Genomic DNA, 19,232 nt, shown 5'->3' on the forward strand with positions numbered 1-19,232 from the left:
ACGATCAGGCAGCTGGGAAGTCAACCCGCTAAGGATGTGTGAGGTCTCTTCTCCTGCAGCCACGTCCAACCTCTCTTCATTGAATGTCTGGGCGCTTGCACTGTAGTGCGCGCTGAAACGTGCATAGAAATTTCGTATTGTGAGAATAAAATTCTGTATTTCGAGATTAGCCATGCGGTCGCCGGGCGTCAATCTAGCGCCGCGGAGGCTAGTCCCTGCGAGGCTGCACGGCGCCAGATGGCCGATTGTGACCGCCGTCGGGAGCGTAACCCTTGACCAAAGGTGACCTGGCTCATACAGTTATTTCACTATTCAATAACTAGATTCCACGATGCGAAAAAATCTCATCTCCTCTCACAGCGTCTCGGAAGCCTAGTTGCAGCACCACAAAGAAGTGGAGAACCACGATGCAATCGACTCCCCCAGTCGGCGTGACAACGGCTTCGGAGCAGACCATACTGCCTGGCAGTTCGGTACATCCGTCAGTAGGAAATGAAACGCTCTGCGATGTAGCGTCCGTCGCAGCAGGCCGGACCATCAGCCCCAGCCTCTACAACCTGGACCTTGCCCCCACCAAGAGAGAGGGCAGGCGCTGGACCAGCTACAGCATCTTCACCCTCTGGGCCAACGACGTCCACAGCCTTGGCAACTATGCGTTCGCCATTGGCCTCTTCTCGCTTGGCCTGGGCGGGTGGCAAATCCTCGTGGCCCTTGGCATCGGCGCGGTTTTGCTGTTCACGCTCCTGACCTTCTCCGGCTTCATGGGCCAGAAAACGGGCGTTCCCTTCCCGGTGATGAGCCGGATCAGCTTCGGTATCCGGGGCGCCCAGCTGGCCAGCCTGGTCCGCGGGGCCGTGGCCATCGCCTGGTTTGGAATTCAGACCTACCTCGCCTCTGTGGTGCTCCGCGTCATGCTTGTCGCCATGTTCCCCGGGCTCAAGGACCTGGATGCCAATTCCATCCTGGGCCTGTCCACGCTCGGCTGGATCGCCTTCGTGTCGCTCTGGATTGTCCAATTGGTCATTGTCAGTTTCGGCATGGAAATGATCCGCAAGTACGAGGCCTTCGCTGGCCCCATCATTCTCGCCACCATGCTGGCCATTGCCATCTGGGTCTTCGTCGAGGCCGGAGGTGCCATCCAGTGGTCCGGCATCAAGGGACTCGAAGGCGGCGAGATGTGGCGCACGATCTTTGCCGGCGGAGCCCTCTGGGTCTCCATCTACGGCACCTTCGTCCTGAACTTCTGCGATTTCACCCGTTCCTCGGTGTCCAAGAAGTCGATTGTCCGTGGCAACTTCTGGGGCATCCCCATCAATATGCTCCTGTTCGGCGCGATCGTGGTCATCATGGCCGGCGGCCAGTACAAGATCAACGGCAAGATCATTGAAAGCCCATCGGACATCGTGCAGAGCATCCCCAATACGCTCTTCCTCGTCCTGGCCTGCCTTGCCTTGCTGATCCTGACCATCGCGGTGAACCTCATGGCGAACTTCGTGGCACCCGTCTACGCCCTCACCAACCTATTCCCCAAGCACCTGAACTTCCGAAAGGCAGCATGGGTCAGCGGTACCATCGGCCTGATCATCTTGCCGTGGAACCTCTACAACAACCCTTTGGTGATCGAGTACTTCCTGGGCGGACTCGGCGCCCTGCTCGGACCGCTGTTCGGCGTCGTGATGGCCGACTACTGGCTCCTGCGCCGCGGCAAGGTCAACGTCCTCGACCTTTACACGGACCACCCTTCCGGCACCTACTTCTACAAGCGTGGCGTCAACCCCCGGGCGATCGCCGCCATGGTTCCGGCCGCCGTCGTCGCGATCCTCATTGCGTTCGTTCCCGCACTGGAGGCCGCAGCACCGTTCGCCTGGTTCTTCGGCGCCGGCATCGGGGCGTTGTTCTACTACTTGCTTGCGGACAAAAAGCAGCAGCACAGCGACATCTCCGGCGAGCCGATCGCCGTCGTCAGCAACCACTAATATTCAACTGACTCGCAGTTAGCGTCGTTTTGGCTCGTCAAAACGACAACGACTGCGAGTCAGTTGGGCTAACCCCTCCAGGAGGAACCCATGCGAATCCTCGTCGCAAACGTCAACACCACCCAATCCATGACGGACTCCATCGCGGCCCAGGCACGAAGCGTCGCAGCTCCGGGCACTGAAATCATCGGCATCACCCCACGGTTCGGCGCCGATTCCTGCGAAGGGAACTTTGAAAGCTACCTTGCCGCCATCGCTGTAATGGACCGCGTGGTCAATTACCCAGAATCGTTCGACGCCGTCATCCAGGCGGGTTACGGCGAGCACGGCCGTGAGGGACTACAGGAGCTCCTCGACGTCCCCGTGGTCGACATCACCGAGGCCGCTGCCAGCACTGCGATGTTCCTCGGCCACAAATACTCGGTGGTCACTACCTTGGATCGTGCCGTTCCGCTCATCGAGGACCGCTTGAAGCTTGCCGGCCTGGACGCCCGCTGCGCCTCGGTCCGTGCGAGCGGGATGGCCGTGCTGGAACTGGAGGAGTACCCGGACCGCGCTGTGGAGGCCATTGTGGAACAGGCTGAACGGGCCGTGCGTGACGACAAGGCAGAAGTAATCGTCCTCGGCTGCGGCGGCATGGCTGGCCTCGACGAGCAGATCCGCCAACGTTGCGGCGTGCCGGTAGTTGATGGGGTGGCCGCCGCGGTGACCATCGCCGAATCGCTCGTCCGCCTGGGCCTGTCCACGTCCAAGGTCCGGACCTACGCCACGCCGCGTCCCAAGACCGTCGTAGGCTGGCCACTGACTGCGGCGGATGCTCCCGCCGCGCACTAGTTCAACAACCAGGAGAACCGCGTGAGTGAAACCATCCCCACCCAGCCCCGGGTCGCCGTCGTCACTGGGGCGGGCTCCGGGATCGGGCGGGCAGTTGCCAGGCTTCTGTTGGCCGAAGGCTACCGCGTTGCACTCGCCGGACGCCGGGAAGCACAGCTTCTCGAGACCGCAGAGGGCCACCCTGAGGCGCTTGCGGTGCCGTGCGACGTGACAGTGCCCGACGACGTCGCGCGCCTTTTCGTCGCGGCCCGACAGCGCTGGGGGAGGGTCGACATCCTGTTCAACAATGCGGGCATCTTCGGTCCTTCCGGCAGTGTGGACGAGATCGGCGTGGCCGATTGGAATGCCACCCTGGCCGTGAATGTCACAGGCTCCATGCTGTGCGCGGCAGAGGCTGCGCGGACCATGAAGTCGCAGGAACCACAAGGCGGGCGCATCATCAACAACGGCTCAATCTCCGCCCATTCGCCGCGGCCACTGTCCGTTGCGTACACGGTGAGCAAACACGCCATGAGCGGCCTGACCAAGAGCATAGAGCTGGACGGGCGTCCCTATGGCATCAGTTGCGGACAAATTGATATCGGCAACACCCGTACCGAGATCATGGACACCATCGGCGTGGGCTCGGGCGCGCTCCAGGCCGATGGGAGCAAGCGCGTGGAGCCAATGTTCCCCGTGGAGGATGCCGCACGCGCGGTGCTCATGATGGCCAATATGCCGGCGTCGGCCAATGTTGGTTCAGTGGTGGTGACCGCTGCGGGGATGCCGTTCGTGGGCCGCGGCTAGCTGGCTGCGGCTAGCTCGACGCGGCTGGAAGCCCAGCACCGGCTAGAAGATCGACCAGCCCGTGCGGGTGGTGAACTCATCCAGGGCGGCAACGCCCGCCAGCGAATTCCCGGATCGTCCCAGGCCAGGGCTCCAGACGCAGATGGTGCATTTGTTGGGCACAACAGCCACGATGCCGCCACCCACCCCGCTCTTGCCGGGGAGTCCCACGCGGTAGGCGAATTCGCCGGCGGCGTCGTATGTGCCGCATGTGAGCATCACCGCGTTGATCCTCTTGGTCTGGGACGGGGACAGCAGCGGTGTGCCGTTCCCGCGCAGCCCGTTATTGGCCAGGAACCTGCTCGCAAGGGCCAAATCGGTGCAGCTCATTTCCAGGGCGCACTGGTTGATGTAGGCCTCGAGGACTGAGTCCACGGGGTTTTCGAGGTTTCCGTAGCTGGCCAGGAAGTGTGCCAGCGAGGCATTGCGGTGACTGTTCGCCGCCTCTGAAGCGGCCACCACGGGGTCGGCATCGATAGAGCCGTTGCCGCTTTCTTGCCGGAGCAATTCCCGGACGGGAGATGGCGAGTTGCCCGCGATGCTGAGCAGCCTGTCGGTGACAACCAAGGCGCCGGCATTGATGAACGGGTTCCGCGGAATTCCGTCTTCGTGTTCCAGCTGCACCAGGGAATTGAACGGATTGCCGGACGGCTCCCGGAACACGCGCTTCCAGATGCGGTCGCCGTCCCCGTCCAGCACCAGGGCGAGGGCATACACCTTCGAAATGCTTTGGATCGAGAAGGGCACGTCAGCGTCGCCGGAGGAGAATACGTCACCGCTGGAGGTTGCCACGGAAATGCCGAATTGCTTGGTATCCACCGCGGCCAGGCTTGGGATGTAGTCTGCGGGCGCTCCTTGGCCGAGCAGGGGCTGAACCGTGCCGACAATGTCGTCAAGGAGATTCTGGAGATCCATGTTTCTTAGCGCCGTCCTTCGGAGTGGGTCCACAGCCTGAGCTACATTACCCGCACTCTGCCGGTGTGGGGTCCACTGCGTCGGTGCGGGGTCTTCGCAGACAGGAACAGCTGAGTCGAATGATTCCACATTGTGAAATTTGAATTTCCCCTTGTGGAATCGTGTGAGCGGGATTACATTGAATTCATCCCCGAAATCAGGGGCTGTTCCCAAACTGATTGGTTCAGATCAATGAAGATCCCAGACTCTGCGGCGCTGAAGGCGAGTTCGGCCCCGCGGAAGAAGAAGCCACTGTACAAGTCGCTCTTCTTCCAAATTCTGATCGCCGTCGTCGCAGGTGTACTCATAGGCCATTTCTGGCCGAACATCGGGTCCACCCTCCGGCCACTGGGCGATGGTTTCATTCAACTCATCAAGATGATCATCGCTCCACTGATCTTCCTCGTGATCGTCACGGGAATCTCGGCAGTGGGCGACGTCAAGGCGGTCGGAAGGGTCGGGGTCAAGGCCCTCTTGTACTTCACCGGCGCCACGCTTTTCGCACTGGTTTTCGGCCTGATCGTCGGAAACCTTGTCCAGCCGGGTGCTGGACTGCACATCGATCCCAGCACACTCTCCCAAGATGCGCTGAACGCAAAGACCGGGACCGCCCCGCCCAAGGACGCGGCTTCCTTCCTCCTGGACATCATTCCCACGTCTGTGATCGGCGCTTTCGCCAGCAACAGCCTGCTCCAGGTGCTCTTCTTCTCGGTCTTCTTTGGCGCGGCGATCGTCGTCATCGGGCGTGAGCGCTGCCTCCCGGTCATCAGCCTCATGGAAACCGTCCTGGAACTGATCTTCAAGATCATGTCTTGGATCATGAAAGTGGCGCCCATTGGTGCATTTGGTGCCATGGCATTCATCATCGGCCAGTACGGACTGGACACCCTGGGGACGTATGCGCTCCTGATCGCCTCCTGTTACGGGGCGGCCATCGTCTTCATCGGCCTGCTGTTCCTCGTCGCCTGGACCTTCGCCCGCGTGCCCCTGTGGCAGTTCCTGAAGTACACCCGTGAGGAATTCCTCCTGGCACTTGGCACGGCATCCACCGAAGCCGTCATGCCGCGCATCATGACCAAGCTGACCAATGCCGGCTGCTCCCGTGCCACCACAGGCCTGGTTGTCCCCACGGGCTACTCATTCAACCTCGACGGCGCCGCGATCTACCTTTCGATCTCGTTGCTGTTCCTGGCCCAGGCCTTCGGTCATCACCTCGACCTCGGGCAGCAGTTGGCAGCCCTGGGTGTCCTACTCCTGACGTCCAAGGGCATGGCCGGCGTACCGGGCTCGTCGTTCCTGGCACTGTCCGCCACGGCGGCCGCGCTCGGCATCTTCCCGGTTGCAGGCGTCGCCCTGCTCCTCGGCGCCGACCGCCTCATGGACTCCATGCGCGTCGTCGTCAACCTTCTAGGCAACTGCGTAGCCACGTTCGTCGTCGCGAAATGGGAAGGTCAGTTCGACCGTTCTGTTATGCTCCGTGCCTTCCGCGGTGAAATCACCAACGAGGATTCCGCCATTATGCTCGGAGCCGAGGACGTCTTTGAGGAACAGGAAATCGAACGCATCAGCGAAGGGCGGGAGCCCTCTCCGAAGTTCCGCGGCGGCCCGAGCGCGGATGAGATCCCGCAGTTCGAGATGATCAAGCCGGGCCAACACCGGAGTCCCTCGGTCAGTCCCGACTAGAGACACCGCGCCCATTCCAGTTGAGCGCCCCACGACACCGTCGCGGGGCGCTCAACTGCATACCGGGGATCGCTACTGTTTCAGTGGCGCGAGCTGTATTTGCTTCGCAAGCCCGTAAGCGATCGGCAGATCGCTGTCGCTCTCGACGAAGACACGGCCAATGACGAGCGCGGAATCGGTTGGCGAAGAAATCTGCGTCATGCCGTTCGGTACGGTTCCCTTCCAGCCGGGCCCGCTGAGAACATAATCGCCAGCCTTGGTTCCTGTCGTACGTTTGCCGACGTAGGCAAAATTGGTGCTCGTCGACGGGTCGGTGAACTGCACGCTGAAGTAGCGGCCAGCCAAGTCCGGTACGTGCAGGACTTGCGGCCCCTTGCTCAAATCGAGCCAGCCGCCGACGTAGAGGAGATCGTCCGCTCCGGTTGCCATAAGGCTCCCGCGCGACGCCGACGGGGAAGAGGTGCCCGGCACGGCATACAGCGTGTTGACGGGGATCGGGCCGTCACCGAACCCATGCTTGACAATCGCCCTCTTGTATCCATTGACCGTGAGACGCGGCCAGAGGTAGATGAAGGCCGGCGCGCCGATCACCCATACAATGACTGCCGCTATGGCGAGTGGAGTGATCCCGTCCCCGCTGGCGATCCGCCGGTAGATGACCCAAGCGAAGACTGCCAGTATGACGGCTGTAAGGGGGCGTCCATACTTCAAGATGAGGCGGTTCATCACGGCGCCTTTACAATGGAGGGCAATTGGTACGTGCCGTCGAGAATTGCCGCGCCAGGCAGATACACGCGGAACGTCAGCTTGAACTTCCCGGACGGAGTTGGCAGCCAGTTCTGCTCGTGCCTGCCCGGAGCCTGATGCTGGAGATAGATATCGACTGAACCGTCGGCGTTCTGCGCGAGAGGTGACCGGTCACCAACGCTGTAGCGATTAGTTGGATTGTTCACCATGTATCCGACGATATCGGTCGGAATGAGCGACCAGAAGGCGTCATTCGGCGGGAGTTTCCCGGCAGGAAAATGCAGGACGTATCCATGCCCGCCGCTCAGCGTTTGCCCTGAGCCATCCACAGTGGTGGTCCAGTACGCGGCCTCTTCAAACACATTGACGACCGGCAGGGCTTTGGCGCAGGCGGCCCGAACGAGGACTCCGTTGCCGGGCTGGCCGCATTTGCGGATGGCACTCCAGCCGTTGACAGTTGTTGTGATCGTCCGGGCCACGGCATTCATCAAGAGGATCGCCGTCAAGAACGCCAGCACGGCACCGAGAATTAGTCCTTGCACCACACCGGACTGGGAGAACCACGCGAGGGCATTTACCATAACCGCAAACTACCACTGCGCTAAATACCTGAGGGCTGTTGGCGCGGCCGCGGCGCTGGTCGCCTCAGAACAGCGGCAGTAGCTCCGACAAATCCGCGCGCAGACCCGATGCGGCTACCCGTCCGGCGTCGACCGCGGCGGACCACGCCAAGCGGCCGGTCACCATCGCCAGCCAGGTGGCGGCGTCGCACTCGATGACATTCGGGGGAGTGCCGCGCGTGTGCCGGGGACCTTCCACACACTGGGTGACGCCGAACGGCGGCACCCGGACTTCAACCGAGTTGCCGGGCGCGCGGGCGGTGAGCTCCTCGAGCGAGTAACGCACCGCGGTTGCCAAGACAGTGCGCGACGGCGGTGTCCCCGTCTCTGTTTCTTGCCCGACGGCGGTCTGCCATGCGGCCAGTGCCGCGCGGCCCTGCTCAAGGTCGATCCGGCGTCGTGCAATTGCCATCTTTCGGAGCCCCAATCAGTCCAGCAGCGCAGAAACGGCGTGTCCGAGGCGGATCCTGCCGACGGAGTGGCCACCGCCGAGGACCGGCTCCACGACCTTTTCGAGCACGCTGGAGACCCCGGGAATATCCACAGCGCCAGCAACGGCGAGAAGCGTCAAGCCAACCAGGGTAGCTGCGCGGGGATTCCCATCCAGGATCTTCACTGCAACGGAAGCGCCAGTGGGCGTTGCCAAGACCAGGACACCTTCCGCTCCGCCCTTGGCAAGCACTTCGAGTTCGTCCATGACGATGGTGTTCGCCTCGCCGCGGCCCTGCACTGCCCACGGGTAGTCCAACATTGACGTTGCAATGGTTGCCGCGCGGGCATTGGAGCTCTGGTCCCGCGGGGCCTGCGCCAAGCGTGAGTAGGCCCGCGCCAGCCCGGTCAGGGAAAGCGCGGCCACGGGTGCTCCACAGCCGTCAATGCCGAGGTGGGCGATTTTCTCACCGCTATATTCCTCGATGACGGTCCGTACGCGCTGTTGCAAGGGATGGTTGGGCTCCAGGTAACTGTGCGTGTCCCACCCGTTCTCGGTGCACGCCCAGAGGAACGCTGCGTGCTTTCCTGAACAGGTGAAGGCCAATTTGGACTTGCCGTGCTCGGAACGGATCAACCAGTTGCGGGCAACTTCGTCCTGCGGCCACGCCGAGGGGCACTGCAGTTGCTCTTCCCGGACGCCGGCGGCTTTGAGCATTCCTTCCACCACGTCCATGTGATCCAGGGAGCCCACATGGCTGGCGCAGGCCAAGGCAACTTGGGCGCCCCGCAAGGGCACGCCCGACTGCATCGACGCGAGCGCCTGGAAGGGCTTGAGCGCGGAGCGGGCATAGATGGGGGTGGTGATGTCGCCGAGTTGGGTCACCACCGAGCCGTCACCGGAAAGGACGACGGCGGAACCGATGTGGCGCGATTCGATGAACCCGCTGCGTTCAATCACTGCCAGCTCGACGGCGGAATCAACGCTGAAGGTTTCATGCGAACTCAAGGGCATGATGCAAGTCTAGGGTGCGGCAACCGTCTTCCCGGGCTACTCCACGGTCACCATGACGGACTGCCATCCCGAGGCGCCGTCCGGCACAGGATCCGTTCGCTTTTCAGTCTGCAATTCCCCTGTTCCGTCTGTGGCGCGGACCTTGATGTAGTGGGGTCCTGGCGTGGCGTCCCAATTGAAGGACCACTGCCGCCACGTGACCACGGATGCTTCCGCGGCAAGGGTGGCTTCGGCCCACGCGCCGTTGTCGATCTGCACTTCAACCTTCTTGATGCCGCGGGTCTGGGCCCAAGCCGTGCCACCCAGGGCGACCCTGCCGGCCGGCACTTTGGCGAAGGATTTGGGCACTTCCAGCCGGGCCATGGTCTTGATGGGACCCCGCTCGGACCAGCCGCGATTGGTCCAATAGGCTTTGTTGTCGGCGAATCGGGTGACCTCCAGATCCACCACCCACTTTGTTGCCGAAACGAACCCGTAGAGCCCGGGAACCACCATGCGCACGGGGTAGCCGTGTTCCAGCGGCAGGGGTTCGTCGTTCATGCCGATCGCAAGGATCGCATCCCTGCCGTCCTGGAGTACTTCGAGCGGTGTGGAGGCGCTGAAGCCGTCTATTGAGGTGGAGAGAACCATGTCCGCTCCGGCCTTGGGGCGGGCTCGCTTGAGCACGTCGCGGATGGGCAGTCCAAGCCATTTGGCGTTGCCGGCCAGGTTTCCGCCCACGGGGTTGGACACACAGGTGAGCGACACATGGGTTTCGATCAGTTGGGCGTCGAGCAGATCCTGAAAGTTCAGCCGGACCTCTTGTTCCACCATCCCGTGGATCCGCAGCTCCCAGTCCTGGGCGTTGATCTCAGGCACGCTGAGTGCGGTGTCGATTCTGTAGAAGTCCTTGGCTGGGGTGAGCCAAGGGGTGACTCCCGGTGTCGGGGACTGGACACCGGCTGGAACCGGAGCAGCCGCCCGGGCCGGAGCGGGGAGCTTCAACGAATCCCGTGCCCTGGCCACATTGCTGCGTGCGGAGCTCAGGAAGCGCCCGCCCCCGGCAGCGATGGCCGCTGCGGCAACGGTGATTCCGGTAGCGGCGAAGAAGGTTCGGCGCGTGGTGGCGGGACGCTCGATGCCTTTTGCTGCGGTGTCGGCGGGTGCGTCGGGGAAGGACTTCAGCCGCCAAAGCCGGGCCACCAAGAGACGGAGGACAATAAGCCCAGCCACAGTACCGATCAGGCTCGGTATGGAATCCACGGGCTTCACGCTGGCCCGGGTCACCACGGCAGCCACAATCACCGCACCCATGCCGAGAACCCCCAACACACCCAGCGCCCAATTGCGGAAGGCCACGACACCCAGCACGCAGGCCAGCACGAAGATGGTCAGGCCCATGCCGACAAACAAGGCGGTCTTGTCATTGGTGCCGAACGTGGTCACGGCGAAGTCCTTCATCCACGGCGGGGTGAAGTCGATAAACGTGGACCCGAGCGCAATCACAGGAGTAGCCCGGGCCGTAAAGAAGGCGCCGATCAGTTCCGCAACGGAAAGTACGACGGCGGCAGCGGCCACCCCGGCCAGTGCAGCCAATGCGGTGGGTCCACTGAGCCAGTTCCTGAGCTTCTTCATGCAGGTTGTTCGTAGCCGGAGGCCCCCGAGATGGGTTGGACATCTGCCTTCTTGGCCGCCGCGGTCCGGGTCGGACATGCTCGGCGTTGGTGCTCAGGAGTGGGCATATCAGTGTTATGTCCATTGCTCGTAACGAAGGGTGGGCATGCTCACTCTTGCTGCCCGCGGTCCGGGTGGGCATGTCCAATGGTGGAGACAGCTTAGGAGTCCTGCCCCCGCACAAAGTACCCTTGAAGACTGTGAAGGTACTCGTCATTGGCCCCGGCGGCCGCGAACACGCAATTGTCCGCTCCTTGCTCAAAGATCCCAACGTTTCCGAGGTCCACGCGGCTCCGGGAAACGCGGGCATCGCCAAGCTGGTCCCCACCTACGCGATCGACGGGAACAACCCCGGCGCCGTCGCAGCGCTCGCGACGAAGCTGGCGGTTGACCTGGTTGTGGTCGGCCCTGAAGCTCCGCTCGCGGCAGGCGTTTCCGACGCCGTCCGCGACACCGGCATTCCGGTCTTTGGCCCCAGCAAGGCCGCGGCGCAGCTCGAAGCTTCCAAAGCGTTCGCCAAGGAGGTCATGGCCGAGGCGGGCGTGCCCACCGCCATGGCCCGCGTGGCAACAAACGCGGCAGAGGCCGCTGACGCCTTGGACACTTTCGGCGCTCCGCATGTCGTCAAGGATGATGGACTGGCCGCCGGCAAGGGCGTGGTTGTGACGAATGACCGTGAGGAAGCGCTCGCCCACGCGCAGACTTGTTTCGACGCTGGTGGAACCGTGGTGATCGAGGAGTTCCTGGACGGACCCGAGGTTTCCCTGTTCGTGCTGTGCGACGGACGCACCACTGTGCCGCTGTCTCCGGCGCAGGACTTCAAGCGAATTTTCGACAATGACGAAGGCCCCAACACGGGCGGCATGGGCGCTTACACCCCGCTCGACTGGGCACCTGTTGGCCTGGTGCAGGAAGTCATCGACCGCGTGGCCCAGCCCACCGTGGACGAGATGGCAAGCCGCGGCACACCGTTCGTTGGCGTCCTGTACTGCGGTCTGGCCTTGACCTCCCGCGGCACCCGCGTCATCGAGTTCAACGTCCGCTTCGGCGATCCCGAGACGCAGGCTGTCCTCGCTCGCCTCAAGACCCCACTCGGCGGCCTCTTGCTGGCAGCTGCCAAGGGCGAACTGGACCAGGCCGAGGAGCTGCGCTGGTCCAAGGAGTCTGCCGTCGCCGTCGTCGTCGCCGCCGAAAACTACCCGGACACGCCCCGAACGGGGGACCGCATCCGCGGCCTGAACAAGGTGGATGCGCTTGAAGGCGTCCATGTCATCCATGCCGGCACCAAACTGGACGACGAAGGCAGGGTAGTTTCGGCCGGCGGCCGGGTGCTGGCCGTTGTGGCGCTTGGGACGGACCTCGTGGAGGCCCGCGAGCGGGCTTACGACGGCGTGGAGCTGGTCCAGCTCGACGGCGGGCAGTTCCGTACCGATATTGCCGGCAAGGCAGCCCGTGGCGCAATCCACGTAGTCTCCCCGGCCACCGGCTCCATCCCTAACGTGAAGGCCTGAACCATGCCTGAAAACAACGCAAAAGGCCTGCAGACCGAGACCCCCGATCTCCCGGGCTGGAAGCACGTCTACTCGGGCAAGGTGCGCGATCTCTACGTCCCCGCGGACGACGCCACGGCGGCCGAAGCCGGCCAGGACCGCGTCTTGGTGGTGGCCAGCGACCGCATCAGCGCTTATGACCACGTCTTGAGCAGCGAGATCCCGGACAAGGGCCGGATCCTGACGCAGCTGAGCCTGTGGTGGTTCGAGCAGCTGGGCGTGGAGCACCACGTCCTCGCGTCGACGGCCGCCGGGGGAGTGCCTGCGGAGGTCGAGGGCCGCGCCATGATCTGCAAGCGGCTGGAGATGTTCCCCGTGGAATGCATCGCCCGCGGGTACCTCACGGGTTCCGGCCTGGCCGAGTACCGCCAATCGGGCACTGTCTGCGACATCCCCCTGCCCGAGGGCCTGGTTGACGGCTCGCGGCTTGAGCACGCCATCTTCACGCCTTCCGCCAAGGCGGAGGTCGGCGAGCACGACGAGAACATCACCTACGACGACGTCGTTGCGATGGTGGGCGACGACATCGCCGCCCGCTTGAGCGAGCTGACGTTGAAGATCTACACCCGCGCTGAAGAGATCGCCCGTGGACGCGGCATCATCCTGGCCGACACGAAGGTGGAGTTCGGCATCGACACCGCCACCGGTGTCATCACCTTGGGCGATGAGGTCCTGACGCCGGATTCCTCCCGGTTCTGGGACGCTTCCACCTACGAACCGGGCAAGGCACAGCCTTCGTACGACAAGCAGTTCGTCCGTGACTGGCTGACGTCCGCGGAATCGGGCTGGGACCGCTCGGGTGATACCCCGCCGCCGGCACTTCCGGCCGACGTCGTGGAGAAGACGCGTGCCCGTTATGTGGAAGCCTACGAAAAGCTGACCGGCCGCACTTTCGCCTAGGCTTCAGCGCCTGGCCGGCGGCTACCAGCAAGCGCCAGCAAAGCGGGAGAGCCCCGGACCATCTGGTCCGGGGCTCTCGCCGTTGTAAGGGGCTCTCAGCTTGCGCGAGAAGACTTCGCGCTCTCACCGTGGCCTGACGCCGCCCGTCGTTCCGCCAACCGGATTTCCAGGACGGAGTCCATGGCCTGCTGGACGCGGTCGGCCGCTCCCGCAGCGGTGAAATCGCGTTGCGCTTCTTCGAGATGAACCAAGGCATCCGCGTTTTCACCAGCCGCTTTGAGCGCTTTCCCGAGGAGGAAAGCGACTTCGCCCGCGGTGTGCCGGGCAAGGACGTCGCGGTCCGCGTGGATTTCGCGCAGCTTGGTGACGGCGGCCGGGATGTCGCCCGTCAAGTAGAGCCAGCGGGCGCGGATAAAGGCAACCTCCAGCTGGTCCGTCTTGTTTCCGCCCACGATCGACAGGGCGAGTTCAGCCCGTTCAATGGCCGAGAGTGTCTCCGGCTCCACGATTCCCGAGGAGAGCCGGACCGCCGCAGATGCCTTGTTGAAGCGGGCCCAGAGCTCAATGTCATTGGCGGGGGACAACAGCTTGGCGGCACGCTCGTGGTGCTTGATGCCCTCGGTGTAGTCGTGCCGCATGAAGGCCACGTTTCCCACCACCCAGGCAACCTCGCCCGCGAGCTGGGACATCGAACGGTCGTCCATCTGGCTGTTCATGGCCTGGCAATACGTCCAGGCTTCGTCCAATCTGCCGCTCTCAGCCAGTGCCCCGATCAGCGCCCGATGCGCCCCGATGATAAGGGTTGAGCCTTTGGGCAACTGCTCGGACAGCCTTACGGCTTCCATCGCGTGTTCGACGGCGGTGGTCAGCTGGCCTTGCCCGTGGCAGACCGCGGCAAGCATCTGCCGGGCACGGACTCCCAGGCCCGCGGATTCCGTGGCCATGGGGTGTTCCAGAAGATGCTGGATGATCTGCTGGCATTCCTTCAGTTGCCCCTGCTTCATGAGGCACTCGGCCTGCATGTACGTCATGTTCCACCACGCGCTGGTGTTCTTTGCTTCGAGCGCGATCTGTGCCGCGGTTGATGCGTGGCTAGCGGCAAGAGGGTAGTCCCTCAGGTCCCAGGCTTGCCTGGCATACAGCCCCGCCAGCACGTATTCGGCGTCGCTGACGGATACGGGCTGACTCCAGGCTTCCAGGGCTTTTGGTGCCAGCTCGAGGCGCCGGGCGAGTTCTTCAATGACCTCGGTTGTCGGTTCCCGGCGGCCAGTTTCAAGAAGTGAAATGTAGCTGGGCGAGTAAAGGTCCCTGCCCAATTCAGCCTGGGTCAGCCCACGTTCGAGCCGTTCGGCACGGAGTTTTTCCCCGAATCCGTTCCCCACAGGTTCCTCCTAGAGGCTTGTCTTTGCACTGTCTCTACGCGTAAGCCTTGACAGTCGCTGTGGAAAACATTTTACAATGAATGTCAACAGGGACCGCGTAATTTCCGTAACGAATCCGACTCGCATTGAGGAAAAATTATGTTGAAGAAGATTGCTGCAGCAGTCGCCTTGGCTGGCGCTCTTGCATGCTCCGCCGCGGCGCCAGCCGTGGTTTCCGCAGCCCCTGTGGCAGACACCGTCAGCTCGGTGCTCAGCATTGGTATCTGGCCTGACCCTATGCGGATCGCCCAGTCTATCGGCATCTGGCCTGACCCGATGCGGGTCTCGCAGGCGATTGGTAATTGGCCTGATCCCATGGTGGTGAGGCCGATGACCGGTATCTGGCCTGACCCCATGTAGGCGAAACTCGAGGACGGCTTCCGGTGAACCGGGCAACCGTTGGATAATTCAAATGAAATGAAGAATCCCCGGGGTGTGAAAAATCGACACGCCGGGGATTTCTTTTGCGCAAGGATCCGCAGGCCGCCATGGTAACTGGCGAGCCATTGCTTCCGGTTGTTAACAACACTTGTCTCTAAACCTCGGGCAAGCCCAGGAAAACCGGCCATCGGAATATTTTGGCGTTTTCCTGGTCCGGTCTAAACCTTGTTAAATAAAGGTAGAAGGCCTTCTAGTGGAAGGCCTTCTACCTTTTGGTCGGGATGACAGGATTTGAACCTGCGACCTCTTCGTCCCGAACGAAGCGCGCTACCAAGCTGCGCTACATCCCGATCCGCTGCGAAAGCAACTGTTCAAGAATAGCGGATGCCTGCCCGGATGCGAAATCGAACACGGCGCCGGAATCAGACCAGCGAGTCCTTCCAGGCGCCGTGCAAGCGAGCGAAACGCCCGCCGCCGCGGATGAGTTCGGCCGGTGTGCCGTCTTCCACGATGCGTCCCTCATGCACCACCAGTACCCGGTCTGCGGTCTCCACGGTAGAGAGCCGGTGGGCGATGATGATAGCGGTCCGTTCGGAATCCGATCCCGACAGGAGCCGGGACAACCCGGCCTGGACCAAACGTTCGGAGGGAATGTCCAACGAGGACGTCGCCTCGTCCAGGATGAGTACCGCCGGAGCGGCAATGAATGCCCGGGCGAAGCCGATCAGCTGCCTTTGCCCTGCAGACACGCGTCCGCCGCGCTTGTTGACGTCGGTATCGTAGCCGTCGGGCAACGCGGAGATGAAGTCGTGCGCACCAACGGCCTTCGCAGCGGCTTCGATCTCCGCGCGGGAGGCCTCCGGCCGCCCCAGTGCGATGTTGTCCGCCACGGAGCCGCTGAAGAGGAATGCCTCCTGGGTGACCATTACGACGGCGCGGCGCAGGTCCGCCGTCGAGAGCTCCCGCAGGTCAACTCCGTCGAGGGTCAAGGAACCTTCGGTGACGTCGTAGAAGCGCGCGATCAGCTTGGCGAAGGTGGACTTGCCGGCTCCGGTCTGTCCCACGAGCGCGACGGTCTGGCCCGCGGGGATGTGTAGGTCCAACTCGGGGACCACCACACTGCCGTTGCCGTAGCCAAACTCCACGCCGCGGAAGTCGATTTCGCCACGGGCCCGTGGCAAGGGCACCGGGGTCTTGGGAGGCCGGACGGTGGGAACCTCCTGGAGCAGGCCGGACACCTTCTCCAAGGCGGCCTGCGCGCTCTGGAAGGAGTTGTAGAACATGGCCATCTGGTCCACCGGCTGGAAGAAGCGCTTGGTGGAAAGGATCAACGCCAGGAGTACGCCCACCGCCAGCTCGCCGGAGAGCACGCGGAAGCCGCCGAACAGCAGGACCACCGCCACGCACACATTGCCGATCAGGACCAGGCCTGGTTGGAAGATGCCGTTGAGGTTGATGGAGCGGACCGTCACCTTGCGGTAGTCCTCGGACAGCCCGGCATAGCGTTCAGCGTTTTCCGGCTCCTTGCGGAATGCCTTGATGGCCCGGATGCCGGTCATGGTCTCCACGAAATGGACGATCAGCCGGGCGGAGACCACCCTGGATTCGCGGAATGCGATCTGGGAATGCTTCTGGTACCAGCGGGCCAGGAAGAACATGGGCACGCCGGTGGCGAGCATGATGAGCCCGCTGCGCCAGTCGAGGGCGAAGACCGTGAATGCAGTGAAGAGCATGAACAGCAGCCCGGAAGCCAGCGAGCTGACGCCCGAATCAAGCAATTCGCGCAGTGCCTCAAGGTCCGACGTCTGCCGGGCGATAATACGGCCCGAGGTGTACTTCTCGTGGAACTCCAAGCTGAGCCGTTGCGTATGCCGGAACACCCGCAGCCGCAGGTCAAGGAGCATGGCCTGGCTTAGCTTCGCCGTGGACGTGACGTAGAGGGCCGTCAGCAGCGCGGTTGCGATGGCCGCCGTCAGGTACAGGACTCCGGCCAGGAGAAGTGGCACGTTGTTGCCGACGAGCAGTGCGGGCAGTGCATGGTCGATGCCGAAAGCGATGATCGCCGGCCCCGCCACGCGGGTGGCCTGCGAGAGCACCACCATGCCCAGCGTCAGCCAAAACCTCAACCGGACCGGGCGGATGAGCGAGCCCAGCAAGGCGACCGACCGCCGTCGTACTGCTTTGCTTTCGCTCCGGCTCAGGTGGGCGTTGTCTTCATTGGCGGTTCCGAAAGTGCTCATCGGCGGCCTTCCCCGGCTTGGTCCATGTGCTGTTCGGAATCGAGTTCGTGTTCCAGTTCGTCCAGTTCGCGGTCGAGGTCCTTCGGACCCGCATCGAGGCTCGCGATCACGTAGCGGTAGTGCGCATTGTCGGCCAAAAGCTCTGTATGGGTCCCGACTGCGGTGATGCTCCCGTTTTCGAGCAGCGCCACGCGATCTGCCAGGGCCACGGTCGAGGGCCGGTGGGCGACGATGAGCGTGGTGGTGTCCCGGAGGACTTCGCGCAGCCTGGCCTCGACGAGTTCCTCCGTGTTCACGTCCAGGGCCGACAATGGATCATCCAGCACCAGGACCTTGGGCTTGGCTGCGATGGCCCGGGCAAGGGCGATGCGTTGCCGCTGACCACCGGAAAGGCTCAGTCCTTCTTCTCCAATGAGGGTCTCGACGCCGTCCGGCAGCGAATACGCGAAGTGCGCCTGCGCGACGTCGAGCGCTTCGTCGAGCGCTTCCTCGGAGGCGTCGGGCGCGCCAAGCAGCACGTTGTCCCGGACCGAGCTGGAGAACAGCGTAGTGTCCTCAAAGGCGACCGCCACAACGGTCCGAAGCTGCTCCACGCTGAAGTCGCGCACATCCACGCCGTCGATCCTCACGGAACCTTCAGAGACGTCGTAGAGCCGGGGGACCAGCTGAAGCAAAGCACTCTTTCCGCTCCCTGTGATTCCTACGAGCGCCATTGTTTCGCCGGGCTTGATGTCCAGGGTGATGTCGTGCAGGAGCCGGGCGCCGTCGTCGAATCCGAAAGCGGCACCGTTGAAGCTCAAGGCCCCACGCAGTTCAGCCGGGGAGGTGGGGTTCGCTGGGTCCGTAATGATATTGGGCGTGTCCATGACCTCGAAATGCCGGTCCAATGCCGTCTTGGCGGTCAGTGCCATGGCCAGGAGCATCCCCGAGAATTCCACGGGCGACGCCACAACGGCCGCCGTGGCGAAGAACGCAACGAGGGAGCCAATGCTGAGTTCGCCCGTGGACACCAACAGAATCCCCGCAACGAGCCCGATTCCGAGTGCCAGTTCGGGCAGCAGCGTGACAACCAGGGTGAAGGTCGCCTGGTGCTTGGCCTTGGTGATCTCGGTCTGCCTCAGCTCCTCGGCCTGCTCATTGAAGTTCTCCAATGCTTCGCGGCTCCGGCCGAACGCCTTGAGCACGCGGATCCCGTGGACGGATTCCTCCACGGTGGTGGCGAGGTCGCCGGCCTGGTCCTGGCTGAGCCGGGTCACCAGGCTGAAGCGGCGACGGAAGCGGAAGGAAAAGATCATGATGGGCACCGCGGCGGCCAGGAAGATCAGAGCCAGCTGCCAGCTCATGGAGAACATCACGACGACGCCGATCACCACGGTCAGGGTGGTGACCACCAGCATGATGGCCCCGAACGCCATCCAACGCCGCAGGAAGTTCAAATCCGTCATGGCGCGCGACAGCAGCTGCCCGGAACCCCAGCGGTCATGGAAGGAAACCGTGAGGTCCTGCAGATGACCGTAGAGGGACACCCGCATCCTGGTTTCCACGGTGGTTGCCGGATTGATGACGAACTGGCGCCGCAGCGCCACGAGCCCGGCCTCTGCGATGCCGAGGGCAAGAACCACGACGGCGGCAATCCAGACGGCGTTGCCGGAGCCGCCGGGGCGGAGGGAACCGTTGATCAAAACCCGCAATACCTGTGGGATGGTAAGCGCCACAATGCTGGCCATCAACGCGCTGAGCAGCCCCATGAAAAGCCGGGGGAGGATCGGTTTTACGTGCGGATAGAGACGTTTGACGGAGGTGAAGAATGAAGTCTGTTTGGCCATGCCCGCTTCTCAACAGCTTTGTCCCGGTGTTCCGCGCCAACCCGGCGCGACACTCGGATGTAGTTTCCTGTAGCAACTACCCTATGCCATCGCGTGACGGGATTCACAGCAGCATTGCGGTGTGTGATACGAGCTATTGGGGGCGTGATTCGTCGGCCTGCACCGAGGGACATGCTCA

Annotated in this window: 16 protein-coding genes and 1 tRNA gene; 7 read left to right on the forward strand and 10 right to left on the reverse strand. The window is 63.0% G+C overall.

What is annotated here, in order from left to right; genetic code table 11:
• Window positions 1-407 precede the first annotated feature (407 nt).
• The 3 genes from OOZ51_RS18820 (at window position 408) to OOZ51_RS18830 (ending at window position 3,596) form a co-directional block, all read left to right on the forward strand.
• Window positions 408-1,976 carry an NCS1 family nucleobase:cation symporter-1 gene (locus OOZ51_RS18820; protein ID WP_265981295.1) on the forward strand — a complete coding sequence of 523 codons (1,569 nt, stop codon included), beginning with the start codon at window positions 408-410 and terminating at the stop codon, window positions 1,974-1,976.
• A 90-nt stretch (window positions 1,977-2,066) separates the two neighbouring features.
• On the forward strand, window positions 2,067-2,810 hold the full coding sequence (locus OOZ51_RS18825; RefSeq protein WP_265981296.1) for an aspartate/glutamate racemase family protein: 744 nt from the start codon (window positions 2,067-2,069) through the stop codon (window positions 2,808-2,810).
• Window positions 2,811-2,831: 21 nt separating this feature from the next.
• Window positions 2,832-3,596 (forward strand): SDR family oxidoreductase, encoded by a 765-nt coding sequence (locus OOZ51_RS18830; RefSeq protein ID WP_265981297.1) that lies wholly within the window; start codon window positions 2,832-2,834, stop codon window positions 3,594-3,596.
• 42 nt (window positions 3,597-3,638) lie between these two features.
• On the opposite strand, the gene OOZ51_RS18835 is transcribed toward OOZ51_RS18830, so the two are convergent.
• Window positions 3,639-4,550 (reverse strand): glutaminase, encoded by a 912-nt coding sequence (locus OOZ51_RS18835; protein ID WP_265981298.1) that lies wholly within the window; start codon window positions 4,548-4,550, stop codon window positions 3,639-3,641.
• A gap of 231 nt (window positions 4,551-4,781) precedes the next feature.
• Here OOZ51_RS18835 and OOZ51_RS18840 point away from each other — a divergent pair, with 231 nt between their 5' ends.
• Window positions 4,782-6,272, forward strand: coding sequence for a cation:dicarboxylate symporter family transporter (locus tag OOZ51_RS18840; protein ID WP_265981299.1), 1,491 nt, complete (start codon window positions 4,782-4,784; stop codon window positions 6,270-6,272).
• A gap of 72 nt (window positions 6,273-6,344) precedes the next feature.
• Here the strand turns inward: OOZ51_RS18840 and OOZ51_RS18845 are convergent, their stop codons facing one another.
• The 5 genes from OOZ51_RS18845 to OOZ51_RS18865 form a co-directional block, all read right to left on the reverse strand.
• A complete protein-coding gene (locus tag OOZ51_RS18845; protein ID WP_265981300.1) occupies window positions 6,345-6,998 on the reverse strand; it encodes a DUF1254 domain-containing protein in 654 nt (217 codons plus the stop codon).
• Window positions 6,998-7,525: a DUF1214 domain-containing protein gene (locus tag OOZ51_RS18850; RefSeq protein WP_265981301.1), complete on the reverse strand. Its 528-nt coding sequence runs from the start codon at window positions 7,523-7,525 to the stop codon at window positions 6,998-7,000. Before OOZ51_RS18850 ends, OOZ51_RS18845 begins: the two co-directional genes overlap by 1 nt.
• 139 nt (window positions 7,526-7,664) lie before the next feature.
• The gene (locus tag OOZ51_RS18855; RefSeq protein ID WP_265981302.1) at window positions 7,665-8,051 is read right to left on the reverse strand and encodes a sterol carrier family protein; all 387 of its coding nucleotides are present in this window, start codon (window positions 8,049-8,051) and stop codon (window positions 7,665-7,667) included.
• Window positions 8,052-8,066: 15 nt separating this feature from the next.
• Window positions 8,067-9,083, reverse strand: coding sequence for an asparaginase (locus OOZ51_RS18860; RefSeq protein WP_265981303.1), 1,017 nt, complete (start codon window positions 9,081-9,083; stop codon window positions 8,067-8,069).
• A gap of 36 nt (window positions 9,084-9,119) precedes the next feature.
• Window positions 9,120-10,697 carry a molybdopterin-dependent oxidoreductase gene (locus tag OOZ51_RS18865; protein WP_265981304.1) on the reverse strand — a complete coding sequence of 526 codons (1,578 nt, stop codon included), beginning with the start codon at window positions 10,695-10,697 and terminating at the stop codon, window positions 9,120-9,122.
• A 239-nt stretch (window positions 10,698-10,936) separates the two neighbouring features.
• On the opposite strand from OOZ51_RS18865, the gene purD reads away from it, so the two are divergent.
• Window positions 10,937-12,247 carry a phosphoribosylamine--glycine ligase gene (purD, locus tag OOZ51_RS18870; RefSeq protein WP_265981330.1) on the forward strand — a complete coding sequence of 437 codons (1,311 nt, stop codon included), beginning with the start codon at window positions 10,937-10,939 and terminating at the stop codon, window positions 12,245-12,247.
• Window positions 12,248-12,250: 3 nt separating this feature from the next.
• Entirely contained in the window at window positions 12,251-13,186 is a 936-nt protein-coding gene (locus OOZ51_RS18875) for a phosphoribosylaminoimidazolesuccinocarboxamide synthase (RefSeq protein ID WP_265981305.1), read from the forward strand.
• 95 nt (window positions 13,187-13,281) lie between these two features.
• Here OOZ51_RS18875 and OOZ51_RS18880 read toward each other — a convergent pair whose 3' ends face one another.
• Complete coding sequence (locus OOZ51_RS18880; RefSeq protein ID WP_265981306.1) at window positions 13,282-14,568, reverse strand: helix-turn-helix domain-containing protein; 1,287 nt, start codon at window positions 14,566-14,568, stop codon at window positions 13,282-13,284.
• Window positions 14,569-14,706: 138 nt separating this feature from the next.
• On the opposite strand from OOZ51_RS18880, the gene OOZ51_RS18885 reads away from it, so the two are divergent.
• Window positions 14,707-14,967: a hypothetical protein gene (locus OOZ51_RS18885; RefSeq protein ID WP_265981307.1), complete on the forward strand. Its 261-nt coding sequence runs from the start codon at window positions 14,707-14,709 to the stop codon at window positions 14,965-14,967.
• A 294-nt stretch (window positions 14,968-15,261) separates the two neighbouring features.
• Here OOZ51_RS18885 and OOZ51_RS18890 read toward each other — a convergent pair.
• The 3 genes from OOZ51_RS18890 to OOZ51_RS18900 all read right to left on the reverse strand — a co-directional run bounded on the left by OOZ51_RS18890 (window position 15,262) and on the right by OOZ51_RS18900 (window position 19,054).
• Window positions 15,262-15,338, reverse strand: a tRNA-Pro gene (locus OOZ51_RS18890).
• Between the two features lie 72 nt (window positions 15,339-15,410).
• Window positions 15,411-17,228 carry an ABC transporter ATP-binding protein gene (locus tag OOZ51_RS18895; RefSeq protein ID WP_265981308.1) on the reverse strand — a complete coding sequence of 606 codons (1,818 nt, stop codon included), beginning with the start codon at window positions 17,226-17,228 and terminating at the stop codon, window positions 15,411-15,413.
• Window positions 17,225-19,054 carry an ABC transporter ATP-binding protein gene (locus OOZ51_RS18900; protein WP_265981309.1) on the reverse strand — a complete coding sequence of 610 codons (1,830 nt, stop codon included), beginning with the start codon at window positions 19,052-19,054 and terminating at the stop codon, window positions 17,225-17,227. Before OOZ51_RS18900 ends, OOZ51_RS18895 begins: the two co-directional genes overlap by 4 nt.
• Between the last annotated feature and the right edge of the window lie 178 nt (window positions 19,055-19,232).

The organism is Arthrobacter rhizophilus, from assembly GCF_026241105.1.
Lineage (GTDB): Bacteria > Actinomycetota > Actinomycetes > Actinomycetales > Micrococcaceae > Arthrobacter.